This window comes from Desulfotomaculum defluvii (assembly GCF_054657375.1).
In genome coordinates this window covers 429,323-442,369 of sequence record NZ_BAAHYV010000007.1, presented here as the reverse complement: position 1 = coordinate 442,369, position 13,047 = coordinate 429,323, and the positions used below count along the sequence as shown (strand labels likewise).

The window sequence follows — 13,047 nt, the reverse complement described above, 5'->3', positions numbered from 1 at the left end:
GACAGATCCCTCTTTATTTGAGTTTACTTACCAAGCTTTTTGCCACTTGCACTGCTTCCACCGCATCAACTGCATAGCCATCGGCACCGATTTCCTGAGCATATTGTTCTGTGACCGCGGCACCTCCCACCATCACTTTGCAGTTTAGACCTTGTTCTTTCACTAGCTTAATTAATTCTGGCATGTGTACCATGGTGGTAGTCATTAAGGCGCTTAAACCAATAATATCAGCACTTTGTTCAACGGCTACCCGGATAATCTCCTCATTGGGCACATTTTTACCTAGATCTATAACTTCAAATCCGTGATTGGACAGCATAACCGAAACAATGTTTTTGCCGATATCGTGAATATCTCCCTTTACAGTGGCTAGCACCACTGTTCCTGCTTTCTTTGACGGACCCTTGGCCAATTCAGGGCGTAAACGTTCAAAGCTTTTGGTCATGGTCTCGCCGGCCATCATAAGTTGGGGCAAAAAGTATATTCCTGCTCCATATCTTCGTCCCACTTCCTCAATACCAGGGACCAAAGCTTTATCCAGCAGTTCCATGGGTGATAGACCTGTTGCTAAAGCTTCATTAATATATGAAACAACATTATCTTTGTCTCCCGAAAGCACTGCCTGGTGTAAAACTTCCAAGGGGGTGGTGGCCAACTGTTGGCGGGGTTTTTCCACTTGACCAGTATTGGCTGCCTGTTGTTCTATGGCAATGTATTTTTCCGCCCGTACATCTCTGCCCATAAGTACAGCTGATGCCCTCAGAGTCTCCATCATACGCTGATCCTGGGGATTAAGAATAGCCGCATCTAGGCCAGCATTTAAGGCCATAGCAAAGAAAGCAGTATTAATCAAGCCACGGTTAGGCAATCCAAAGGAAACATTGCTAACCCCCAAACTTGTAGTAACTCCTAGTTCCTTTCTAACCTGTTTGATGGCTTCAAGGGTTTCTGGCACCCCTTCGGGTTGGGCACTGACGGTTAAGACCAAACAATCCAGCATTAAATCTTGTCTGGGAATACCCACTGCTTCAATTCTTTCCACCAGCTTTCGCGCCACCTCTAATCTCCCTTGAGCCGTCGGTGGAATTCCTTGATCATCCAGTGTTAAGCCGATCAGGGCTGCCCCATAGCGTTTGGCCAGGGGAAGAATTGTTTCAATACTATTTTCCTCACCATTTACAGAATTGATAAGAGCTTTACCATGATATAGTTTGAGGGCATGTTCTATTACTTTAGGATCAGTGCTATCAATACAAAGGGGTGCTTCAACTAAAACCTGAATGGCCTGGAGGGCACGCTCCATGGCCGAAGTTTGATCTACACCACCTACACCAACATTAACATCCAAAATTTCTGCCCCGGCCTGTACTTGAGACAAAGCATCCCGTCTAGTTATTTCAGTTTTTCCTTCGCGGATTTCGGCCTGTAGAGCCTTTTTACCTGTGGGGTTAAGACGCTCGCCAATGGCTACTGGTATTCCTTGGGGATCAATTGTCACTGTTTTAACCCGGCTGGCTACCCTTAAACCAAATTTTTTATAACGGGTCTTAAGCTCCATATGCTTAACTTGGCGTGAGATCTCCTTTATATGGTCAGGTGTTGTCCCACAGCAACCACCTAGTATAGATGCACCGTAGGTTACAAAACGTTGGGCATATTGGGCCATAGTCTCTGCAGTCTCCCGAAAAACCGTATTACCGTCGATAATTTCCGGCATACCGGCATTAGGTGATACTAATATAGGAAGATTGGTGCTTTCTGTAAGTTTTTTTACCACATCTTCCAATTGACTTGGTCCCACAGAACAATTCACCCCAATGGCAGCCACACCAAGTCTTTCAGCCACGACGGCGGCAGTTTCCGGATCCGTTCCGGTAAAGGTGCGGCCAGTTTCATCAAAGGTAAAGCTGGCCACCACTGGTACATTACCAGCATCGGCAGCAGCAATAAGGGCTGCACGCATTTCACCTATATCGCCAAAGGTTTCGAAGAGAATTAAATCTACACCGGCTTCTACCATAGCAACACATTGTTCATAAAATTGCTCATAGGCTTGATCAAAGGTCATGGTTCCCAGGGGTTGTAAAAACTTACCCAGTGGACCCACCGAGCCAGCTACCATTGCTCCATATTGACCGGCCACTTCCTTGGCTAGGGTCACTGACCGGTGATTAATATCTTTTACTTTATCTGCCAGGTTATAGTCTGCCAATTTTAAGCCAATGGCTCCAAAGGTATTGGTAGTGATAATGTCTGCCCCTGCTTCTAAATATAGTTTATGTATTTCTTTAATGGCTTCAGGGTGGCTAAGATTCCATTCCTCAGGACACCATCCACCTGGTAGACCCCTCTGTTGCAACAAGGTCCCCATGGCGCCATCAATAATTAAAATTTCTTTTTTTACTCTTTCTCTAAAAGACAATTTCCTTTCTCTCCTTCCATCCTAGCTACGATACAAACAGTTAGTTTTTTGGCATAAATCACATTTACTATTTATTTTAAAGGGCTTTGAACCCCAACCGACAACAAAACAAAGGGATTTTGATGGGTTCATCTGGTAAAAGTCATTGCAGGTTATTTTTATCTGAAGGGCATCGGCCAATTCTAGCATGTCTGGCAAATACTCCATAGGTACACCACGATAACCAGGACCCAGCTTTGGCGTGGGGTATAGCCCCTTTAACCGCATCTGACTGGCAGCCAATCCAATTACTTGTTCGGCAACCGCTTCTACCGCAACAGTTCCTACAGCATCCATAATAACTCCCCGGGTTGTTTCTCCTCTACGAAACAACAGTGTTGCTTCCTGTTCAATAGCTTCCCCAACTGTTACTGCCACCACGCTAACAGCGCTAACTTTTTTTAGAACAGGATCTCTAATTTCAAGACTATCCCCAAGGGTAATCTTGCCCTTATCGAAACAGAAGGGTATTTGATTTATTACCGCCGTAGGTGTAATAAATATTTTAGCTTCTTGAATGATATCATTGATTTGCCTTAGCAGTTGTGGTGTTTGATTACTTACATTTTTTATACCCAGATATTGAAGAACTTTATTTGGTGGTATGTTTAATGGTATTTGAGGTAGCAGCATATTATCCTCCAACAAGGTCTCTTTTAAGCTAAAAAAACGCCCACTAAGGGCGTAAATGGTAATAGAAATTCCATCGCACCCTTATCTTTCAAGAACTAATTAATTCCTGCAGGAGTTGGCACCGCCGCCATACAATGGCCGGTTGCCGGGTTTCATAGGGCCAGTCCCTCCACCACTCTTGATAAGTGCAAAGAATATATTTTATTATTGGTAATGTACAACAAACCACACTTCTTCGTCAAGAGAATCTTAGAAAAACTTGTCCGGCTGGGTTTTAAGTGCCCTTTAGGGTATCGTCAGCTTAGTTTTTCTTATACTTTCGCCGCAGCTTCTCCGGCTACATAGCCTGTACTAAAGGCCACCTGCATATTAAAACCACCTGTCTGTGCATCCACATCCAGAATTTCTCCGGCAAAGAAAAGCCCTTTGATCAGCTTAGATTCCATAGTTCGCGGATTAATCTCCTTTACCTTAATTCCTCCAGCAGTTATGGTGGCTTCTTGGATTGGTCTGGTGCCAGTTATATGAATTGGCAGGCCCTTACATATAGAAGCAAGGTTGCTTATTTCAGTGCCATTTACCTGATTTGCCGGGCGTTCTGAGGAAATATCAGCCAATTGCAGTAAAACCTTGGCCAATCTTTCTGGGATCATTTCGGATAAAATGTTTTTTACGGAACGCTTACCCGCTTCCCCCATGCTTTTAAGTAGTTTTAGTTCCAAATCTGATAAAGAGTATCCGGAAAACAAATCAATTTTTCCTTGCACTAGGGCATTGGTATTCCTCTGACCTTCCTTTGCCACCACCCGACTTACCCGCAGAGCACCAGGACCTGAAAGACCCCAGTGGGTTACAATCAAATCTCCAACTTCCGAAGCCAATATTTTACCCTTCTGATTGTAAAGGGTGATAGTTGTATCCTTTAGTGAGATGCCCTGCACCTCCCGGTTGAGAATCCACTGATCATTACAGGTAATGGAGACAGCTGCGGGAAACAACGGTGTAACCTGGTGTCCCACCTCTCGAGCTAGCTTGTAACCCTCCCCAGTGCTACCGGTGGCAGGATAGGAAAGTCCGCCAGTTGCTACCACCACTGCCTTTGCCAGTATTACTTGCCCATTTACTCTGACACCTTGGCAGATTTGATCCTCCACCAACAGTGAATCTACCTTGTTACCATAACTTATTTTAACGCCTGATTGTTGCAGATATTTGACTAGGGCTTGGACTACGTCAGATGCCCTGTTGCTAACAGGAAAAACTCTTCCTTTTTCTTCTATTTTAGTCTTTATCCCAAGGGCACGTAAAAAATCCCTTAAATCACTCCCAGAAAATTGATGTAAAGCACTGTAGACAAATTTGCCATTGCCAGGAATATTGGCAATCATTTCATCAATGTCAGCACTATTGGTCAGGTTGCAGCGTCCTCCACCTGTTATCAGCATCTTTCTGCCCAGAGATTCGTTTTTCTCCACCAGCTGCACCCTTGCCCCCAGCGCTGCTGCCCGGGCTGCGGCCATCATGCCAGCAGGCCCTCCCCCGGTCACCACTACATCCCATTTTTGTTGCAAAGGAATCGACTCCCAGTTTCAATGTTTATACTTAATTGTTTATATTTTAACGCAAGTTAGGGGAAAAGCATACTAACAGCATATACAACTGCCATGGGCCATGTGCCTTGGGCCTTGAGCTAAAGAACCTACGGCAAACACCCAAAAAAGCCCATTGCCCATTGCCCATGGCCCAAGGCTCATGGTTTATACTAAAAACTAAAAGAGCAACCCTATAGGGGCTGCCCATTTACATAAAACTAAATATTACACGTTAAACCTAAAATTAATTATGTCCCCATCCTGCACAAGGTATTCCTTGCCTTCTAAGCGCAGCAGACCTTTATCCCTTGCTTTGGCCATTGAACCAGTGGCAGACAGGTCTTCGAAGGCAATAACCTCTGCCCGGATAAAGCCCCGTTCAATATCAGAGTGAATCTTGCCTGCTGCCCTTTTGGCATCGGTGTTGCGCTTTATGGTCCAAGCTCGAACTTCATCTTCACCAGCTGTGAGGAAGGAGATTAAACCCAGATAGTCATAGACAGCTCTGGCCAAACGATCTATGCCCAGTTCGCTGATACCTAAGTCTTCCATAAAAAGTTCTCGATCTTCAGCCGGTAATTGACTGATTTCCATTTCTATACGTCCACAAATTTCTAGTACAGCTATTCCCTTCTCTGCAGCGTATTTTTCTACCTTGTCTTTACCTGGATAAGTTCCCTCTCGATACTGATCTTCATCAATGTTGATGACCAGCATCATTGGTTTCTCTGTCAGGAAGGCGTAGTTTCTTAAAGTAGCCTTTTCCTCATCGGTTAGGCCCAATTGGCTGATAGGTTTTTCCTCTTCCAAGGCTTGTAGACATTTCTTCAGAACCTCTAGTTCAAAGGCATTTTCCTTAGTGATTTTTTTACCAGACTGGATTCTTTCAATTCTTTTTTCAACTAGATCCATGTCAGCCAAGAGGATTTCAACGGCAATGGTTTCTATATCCCGCATGGGATTAATATCATCTTCCACATGGGGAACGTCAGAATTCTCAAAGGCCCTTACCACATGCACCAATAGGTCAGCATTACGGATAGCACTGAGGAATTGGTTGCCGACACCCTTTCCTTCGCTGGCCCCCCGGACCAAACCTGGTACTTCGCTAAATTGAATTTGTGCATAGGTAGTTTTTCGTGGTTTGTACATGTTCACTAAAAAATCAATTCTCTTGTCTGGTACCTTTGCCGATGCTGTAATGGTTTCAGTTTTACCACTTAAAAAGTTTGATATCTCTTGATTAGAATTGGTCAATAAATTAAATATTGTGGTTTTTCCCACCATTGGCAGCCCAATAATACCAGTGGTTAGATTAGTTGACACATTCATCACCTCTGTTGTACGAATTTTACCATATCTTAGCTGGCTTGACTACAATTCGTTATATTGTATATATTTATCTAGATTGTAAGCGGGTGATACGAGTATGAATGTAAGAAACAACCAGTTAGGTATATATTGGCCTAATTTAAATGTTTTCAACCAATTGAACAAACTTCATAAAGCTGCTAATCCTTTCCCGTCCTTATTAGCCCAGTTGGTTGATCAAACTATAGGCTTCTTCTGCAGTTTTCTAATTCTTAATTGCCTGTTTCATTCTGCATACGTAGTCGACAACGTGGGGCACACAGTCCACACCATATTGCTCCACAATTTTCACAATGGCACTTCCTACAATTACACCATCGGCAAATTCAGCCATCCTGGCAGCTTGTTCCGGTGTAGAGATACCGAAACCAATTGCGCAAGGAATAGCCTTTACCTCTTTGACTAATTTGATCATTTCTTCCACATCATTACCTATCTCTTGTCGCACCCCGGTCACTCCCATGGATGATACACAATAAATAAATCCCTGGGCCTCACTGGCAATCATACGTATACGATTATTGGAGGTTGGTGCTATCATTGAAATCAAATTAATGTTGTATTTAGAGCAATAGGGCAGCAGTTCATCCCTTTCTTCATATGGCACATCAGGGACAATCACTGCATCGATTCCGACATCTTGACAATTTTTCATAAATTTGTCAGTACCATAAGTAACAATGGGATTTACATAGGTCATAAAGGCCATGGGAACATTACATGATTTGCGAATACTTCGCATCATATCAAATACTTTATCCGTTGTTGCTCCACCCAAAAGAGCACGATTATCCGCATCCTGTATAACCTGCCCCTCTGCAATGGGATCTGAAAAGGGGATACCTAGCTCAATCAAGTCTGCACCAGACTCCGCCATCTGGAGTACTAATTGTTCAGTTATTTCCATTGAGGGGTCACCTGCAGTGATAAAGGGAATAAAGGCCTTCCCATTGGCAAATACGTGTTGTAACTTATTCATAAATTTGCACCCCCTTGTAACGGGCTATGGCCGCAACATCTTTATCGCCCCTGCCAGAAAGGCAAATGACCATGCTTTGATCTTTACTCATAATGGGGGCAAGTTTTTTCGCATAGGCAACTGCGTGAGCACTCTCAATGGCAGGAATAATCCCCTCGGTTACTGAGAGATATTCCAATGCCTCCACAGCTTCATCATCAGTAACTGGTACATATTCGGCTCTACCCAGATCACGCAGGTTAGCATGCTCAGGCCCTACTCCAGGATAATCTAGTCCTGCCGAAATAGAATAAACAGGTGCAATCTGACCATACTGATCCTGACAGAAATATGACTTCATACCATGGAAAATTCCTATCGTTCCAGTCGCCATTGTTGCAGCTGTCTTATCTGTATCAACACCATGACCAGCTGCCTCACAGCCAACAAGACGAACATTTGAATCTTCTATAAAATCATAAAACAACCCCATGGCATTACTTCCTCCCCCAACACAGGCCAATAATACATCTGGAAGTCTGCCCTCTTTTTCTAACATCTGCTGTTTGACTTCTCGACCAATTACACTTTGAAAATCGCGAACCATGGTAGGAAATGGGTGTGGACCCATCACAGATCCCATCACATAGTGAGTATCATGAACACGCTGAGTCCATTCACGCATGGTTTCATTCACTGCATCCTTTAGGGTTTGGGTACCACTGGTAACTGCATGGACCTTAGCCCCTAGCAGTTCCATACGGAAAACATTGAGAGCCTGACGGTCGGTATCCTCCTTACCCATGTAGATCTCACATTCCATTCCCATAAGTGCCGCAGCGGTTGCTGTGGCCACACCGTGCTGTCCTGCACCTGTCTCTGCGATTACGCGTCTTTTGCCCATGCGTTTGGCCAACAGGACTTGCCCCAGTACATTGTTTATTTTATGTGAGCCAGTATGATTCAGATCTTCCCGTTTGAGGTAAATCTTAGGACCACCCAAATCTTTGGTCATCTTAGACGCATAATAAAGTAATGATGGTCGCCCAGCATAATTATTTAGCAGATCACCAAGTTCTGCTATAAAATCCTGATCATTCTTAAAATGATTGTAGACCTCTTCCAACTCAATAACGGCATTCATTAGCGTCTCGGGAATATATTGTCCACCGTGGATACCAAATCTCCCCATTGACATTTCATCGTTCTCCTTTCCAAGATAATTTAACAAATAAAAAAGAGCCTTTATCCCTTAAAAAGGGACAAAAGCTCATAAACTTCTGCGGTACCACCCAAATTGACGATAAATCGCCCACTTATTTTGTATACTATCATATACACCCCACTGATAACGGACAGGGTTCCCGTAAGCGCCTACTCTTTCTCAATTTCAGGCTTCCTTCGCAAGTCCATTCAGAATTAAGTTTGCAACCGCATTCTCACCAGCTAGCGGCTCTCTGAGTACAAATAATTATTCTTACTTCTCTTGCTCATTAGTTTTATTATTAGGTTGATGGGATTATATCATTGACAGTTATCTTCTGTCAACTGAAGTTACTTTCTGTGCTGTAAATTCTTCCTTTTGAAGGAGAGCTTCCTAATAATTTTCAGCCATTAATTCGTAGTAAGCCTGGGGATGAGCACAGGCAGGACACAACTCAGGTGCTTCTTTTCCTTTGTGAACGTAGCCACAGTTACGACACCTCCACTTAACTTCTTCATCCCGCTTAAATACTTTACCCTCTTCAATATTTTGCAACAAAGCCAAGAAGCGTTTTTCGTGTTCTTCTTCCACTTCACCAATTTCCTTAAACACATCGGCGATCTCGTTAAAGCCTTCTTCTCTAGCAATTCTTTCAAATTCCACATACATACTGGTGTATTCATGGTTTTCACCTGCAGCTGCTTCTTTCAGGTGAGTTTTGGTATCAGTAATTCCATTCAAAAATTTGAACAATCTTTTGGCGTGTTCCTTTTCATTATCTGCTGTTTCGATAAAGATTCCTGCAATTTGCTCATAACCTTCTTTTTTTGCTGCACTGGCCCAATAGGTGTATTTATTACGGGCTTGGCTTTCACCTGCAAAGGCTGCTAATAGATTAGCTTCTGTTTTAGTTCCCTTTAAACTCATGTTCGGATCCCCCTTATTATTAATAAATTTTTATTGTTATTTAAAATTCCCCAAAGAACTAATGTTTCCTTTTGAAACATAAGCATTTAAGATTTTATTAATTGTTTTGTCATAATTAAAAAAACCGACCAATAAATGGTCGGTTGCTACGCTATCTGATTATTACATTGGCTTTTCTTTACTGGAGGTAACTCACATCTTTTCCTTGGGCTTTTCATTTCCTTGAAAAAGATCATCAGCAAATTGATCCAACCTAGAGGGGTGACTGGCAGGGCGTTCCGGGTTTCTGGTATTAGGACTGTTGTTGGTACCACGATCTGACATTTTCTCACCTCCGATTAGTTTAGAAGATTATTAAGGCTTGGGCCAAATTCCCTTTGGGCAGATAAAGCCTGTTCAATGGTTGACTTGCTTTCAGGGTACCTTAAAAATTCTTCATGGACCCTGGCAAAGGCACGACGGAATTCAGGGCTTTCCTTCAGCATATTAGTAGCAATATCCGTCAGGGCCACCATTGCATGGACAATCTTTTCATTTTTTTCGGGATGATTATCCCGTAGTTCTATCATGGCATTTTCTGATAGATTACTAAACATTTCAAGGATCATTCAGTTCACCTCAACCTTTTGCTATTGAGGTTAGTATTCCCAGCTATTCCTGGTTACAATGCAAAGGCATTTTGCCAATCTTGTTCTTTAAAACCAACCAATACCTGCTCACCATTTGTCAATATAGGTCTTTTGACCAACATACCATCTGAGGCTAGAATATCATAAAGTTCCTCAAGACTAGCAGTTTTAAGCTTTTCCTTTAATCCTAATTCTCTATATTTAACGCCACTAGTATTAAAGAACTTTTTGATCTCCAGACCACTTCTTTGATGTAGTTCACGTATCTCTTCCTTGTTCGGATTTTCATTGACAATGTGTCTCGCAGTATACTCAATACCCTTTACATTAAGCCAATCCTTGGCCTTTCGAACAGTACTTCATCTAGGATAATCGAACAAAACCCATTTCATATTTTTGCCTCCACAATTTATATTATTTATTTCTCAATTTCCTTTTCCCTGCAGGCAAAGGTTTAAGTGCAATCTTATTTCCCGTCCTTTTACGGTATTCCCTTACCATATCATCATAGTCATCCTCAAGGGCTTTCATAATAGAAAAACACATGGAAACCATGATCATGGCAAAGGGCAGTGCTGACACAATAGAAGCTGTCTGCAGGCCTTGCAAACCTCCGCTCAATAACAATACAATTGCTATGGAAGATTGCAGTATTCCCCAAGTCAACTTTACCTTGTTGGAAGGGTTGTTATCCCCATTAGAGGATAGCATTCCTAGAACAAAGGTAGCGGAGTCTGCGGATGTAACAAAAAATGTGATGATTAATAATGTTGCTATAGTAGCTAACAAAGTGCCCAAGGGTAGCTGTCCTAGGGTAATAAACAATGCGGTTGTAATATCTTCTTGAACCGCAGTGGCAATCCCCTTATGTTCGAATATCTCAAGGCTTAACGCCGTCCCCCCAAAGGTTGCAAACCAAAAAAAACTAAACAAACTAGGAATGAGTAACACTCCCAAAATAAATTCCTTAATTGTACGCCCCCTTGATACCCTTGCAATAAACATTCCGACAAAGGGAGCCCAAGCTATCCACCAGGCCCAGTAAAACAAGGTCCAATTAACAACCCATTTATTCTGGGTAAAGGGCGTAAGACGAAGACTCATTTGTATAAGATTTTGCAGGTAATCACCCAGTGTAGTTGTTAGAGTATCAAAAATAAAGGAAGTAGGTCCTAAAAATAAAGCAAAAAGCAATAGAGCTGTTGCCACTGTGATATTGGCATTACTCAGAATTCTGATTCCCCTATCCAGTCCCGTGGTAGCGGAAATCATATATAATACCGTAACAACTGCAATAATGATAAACTGAACAAGGGTATTATTAGGAATACCTAAAAGGTGAAAAAGTCCACCATTAATTTGCAGAGTTCCTAAGCCTAAGGAGGTCGCAACGCCAAAGGCAGTGGCTACAATGGCCAGTACATCAATTGTTTTACCTATAGGACCATTAATGCGGTCGCCCAACAATGGATAAAAGGTGGAACTGATAAGACCCTTGTAGCCCTTACGAAAGTTAAAATAGGCTAATGAGAGTCCTATAATCGTATAAATAGCCCAGGGATGAAAACCCCAATGAAAAAAAGCATATCTCATGCCAACCCTAGCCGCATCTGTTGTCCCTCCTTGATAACCCTGGGGAGGGGTTAGATAATGGCTTACGGGTTCTGCAACACCCCAGAATACCAGCCCAATGCCCATGCCCGCACTGAATAGCATACCAAACCAAGTGATATTGGAATATTCTGGTCTGTCGTCATCATCCCCCAAACGAATCTGGCCATATTTACTGAAAGCAAGATAAATAGCAAATATGAGAAAACCAAAGGTTGCAAGCAGATAAAACCAACCAAACTTCTCAGTCATAAAGGCTAATAAACTATTAGCCTGATGACCTAGACTTTGTGGAAAAAGTGCTCCCCACAAAACAAATGCTATGATAATGGCTACACTGATAGAAAAAATAATAAACGACCCCCTGTTTTCATTAAAGCCGTTATTATTTTTATTTTTTTTTAATGGATCTATACGGCCAAATATCCGTAAGCCGCCGCACCTTTACTGCTAGCTAATAAATAGGCATCAATCCGGGATGATTTCCAGTGATGGAACGTCCGCCCTGGGGGGTAACCACAAAGGTGTTTTCAATTCCTACCATGCCAACATTTTTAATTCCTTTCTTAGGTTCAATGGCAAAAACCATTCCTTCTTGTAAAGGTTCGGAAAAACCTTTGGCTATTATAGGCAGTTCATCGGTCCACAGACCAATTGCATGACCAAGAAACGGTATAGCCTGTTTACCAAAACCCATAAAGTTTTCACGGAACTCATTGCTAAGTCTGTTCATGATAGTTTCATATATAGCAGCTGGAATTGCACCTGGTTTCAACATCTCTGCAATCTGGTACTGAATTTCCACACATTGATTATGAGTTGCGATAACTTCTGCTGGCAGGGGTTTTCCGAACATATAGGTCATGGTTTTATCAGTATGATAACCGCCTACCCCACAGCCTAAATCAATATAAATCAAATCTCCTTTTTTAAGTTTACGTTCTCGGCTACCCATGGTAGGCACTGCCCAACTTATACCGTAGCTCCCAGCAGGCCCATAAAAACAGGTCGGGTAAATGGAACTTTCACCGAAGGCTGTATATCCTAGTGCCATCTCAGTGTCAAACCCTCTTAAACGGGTTACCCCGTGGTGCCCTTCCTCAACCAATAAAGTAAAGGCTTCGGAGGCTAGTCTTGCTTCACTTATCCCCTCTGAAATGATTTTAGGTACATAATCCTCCATAACTACTTGATGAATTTTCCCTGATTGCTCCATTAGGGATAGCTCATAAGGGCTTTTTATTGCTCTTACAGCAGCTATTTGGGTATCTACAGAACGTGCTTCGGTAAAAGAGAAATACTTCTGAAGTCGCTGATAAAATGCCAAGGGAACTATCTCCGTTTCCATATAAACAACTTTAGGAAACTGCTTGAGGGATGCAGCTACATCTCGAAAAGTATGCATGGGTTTAATCAAGGGGAACAGTGATTCTCCCAAGGCACGTTCGAAACTACGACGCACCCAAAAAATTGCTTCATCCTCCCGGGGAATTATTAACAAACCGTCTTGCATAGTCCCAGTAAAGTAGTATTGGTTAACTTTATTAATAACTATCACCATTTGCCAGTCCGGATTTGACCCTTGCATTTTTTCTCTAAACCTTTTCATACGTGCTTGAAGTTCCGTTATAGGTACCTTAGACTTCAATAGACCTACCCCT

General features: G+C 42.5%; 12 protein-coding genes, 1 riboswitch and 1 other annotated feature. All 12 genes read right to left on the bottom strand.

The window, feature by feature from the left end; translation table 11 throughout:
* Positions 1 to 13 precede the first annotated feature (13 nt).
* Complete coding sequence (locus tag ACYQ03_RS09185) at positions 14 to 2,422, bottom strand: homocysteine S-methyltransferase family protein (protein WP_459909396.1); 2,409 nt, start codon at positions 2,420 to 2,422, stop codon at positions 14 to 16.
* Positions 2,423 to 2,443: 21 nt separating this feature from the next.
* Positions 2,444 to 3,094 carry a Vitamin B12 dependent methionine synthase activation subunit gene (locus ACYQ03_RS09180; RefSeq protein ID WP_459909395.1) on the bottom strand — a complete coding sequence of 217 codons (651 nt, stop codon included), beginning with the start codon at positions 3,092 to 3,094 and terminating at the stop codon, positions 2,444 to 2,446.
* A gap of 78 nt (positions 3,095 to 3,172) precedes the next feature.
* Positions 3,173 to 3,282: riboswitch (SAM riboswitch) on the bottom strand.
* A 123-nt stretch (positions 3,283 to 3,405) separates the two neighbouring features.
* Positions 3,406 to 4,665, bottom strand: a complete 1,260-nt coding sequence (locus ACYQ03_RS09175) for a BaiN/RdsA family NAD(P)/FAD-dependent oxidoreductase (protein ID WP_459909394.1) — start codon at positions 4,663 to 4,665, stop codon at positions 3,406 to 3,408.
* 246 nt (positions 4,666 to 4,911) lie between these two features.
* Positions 4,912 to 6,012: a redox-regulated ATPase YchF gene (ychF, locus tag ACYQ03_RS09170; protein WP_459909392.1), complete on the bottom strand. Its 1,101-nt coding sequence runs from the start codon at positions 6,010 to 6,012 to the stop codon at positions 4,912 to 4,914.
* Positions 6,013 to 6,262: 250 nt separating this feature from the next.
* Entirely contained in the window at positions 6,263 to 7,036 is a 774-nt protein-coding gene (trpA, locus tag ACYQ03_RS09165; protein WP_459909391.1) for a tryptophan synthase subunit alpha, read from the bottom strand.
* Positions 7,029 to 8,213 carry a tryptophan synthase subunit beta gene (gene trpB, locus ACYQ03_RS09160; protein WP_459909389.1) on the bottom strand — a complete coding sequence of 395 codons (1,185 nt, stop codon included), beginning with the start codon at positions 8,211 to 8,213 and terminating at the stop codon, positions 7,029 to 7,031. Before trpB ends, trpA begins: the two co-directional genes overlap by 8 nt.
* A gap of 57 nt (positions 8,214 to 8,270) precedes the next feature.
* Positions 8,271 to 8,518: a binding site (T-box leader), on the bottom strand.
* Between the two features lie 94 nt (positions 8,519 to 8,612).
* Positions 8,613 to 9,146, bottom strand: a complete 534-nt coding sequence (gene rbr, locus ACYQ03_RS09155) for a rubrerythrin (RefSeq protein WP_459909387.1) — start codon at positions 9,144 to 9,146, stop codon at positions 8,613 to 8,615.
* 192 nt (positions 9,147 to 9,338) lie between these two features.
* The gene (locus ACYQ03_RS09150; RefSeq protein WP_459909385.1) at positions 9,339 to 9,470 is read right to left on the bottom strand and encodes a hypothetical protein; all 132 of its coding nucleotides are present in this window, start codon (positions 9,468 to 9,470) and stop codon (positions 9,339 to 9,341) included.
* A gap of 14 nt (positions 9,471 to 9,484) precedes the next feature.
* Positions 9,485 to 9,754 (bottom strand): hypothetical protein, encoded by a 270-nt coding sequence (locus tag ACYQ03_RS09145; RefSeq protein WP_459909384.1) that lies wholly within the window; start codon positions 9,752 to 9,754, stop codon positions 9,485 to 9,487.
* A 53-nt stretch (positions 9,755 to 9,807) separates the two neighbouring features.
* Positions 9,808 to 10,167 carry an arsenate reductase family protein gene (locus tag ACYQ03_RS09140; RefSeq protein ID WP_459909382.1) on the bottom strand — a complete coding sequence of 120 codons (360 nt, stop codon included), beginning with the start codon at positions 10,165 to 10,167 and terminating at the stop codon, positions 9,808 to 9,810.
* A 22-nt stretch (positions 10,168 to 10,189) separates the two neighbouring features.
* The gene (locus ACYQ03_RS09135; RefSeq protein ID WP_459910786.1) at positions 10,190 to 11,740 is read right to left on the bottom strand and encodes a glycine betaine uptake BCCT transporter; all 1,551 of its coding nucleotides are present in this window, start codon (positions 11,738 to 11,740) and stop codon (positions 10,190 to 10,192) included.
* 100 nt (positions 11,741 to 11,840) lie between these two features.
* Complete coding sequence (locus ACYQ03_RS09130) at positions 11,841 to 13,034, bottom strand: M24 family metallopeptidase (RefSeq protein ID WP_459909380.1); 1,194 nt, start codon at positions 13,032 to 13,034, stop codon at positions 11,841 to 11,843.
* Between the last annotated feature and the right edge of the window lie 13 nt (positions 13,035 to 13,047).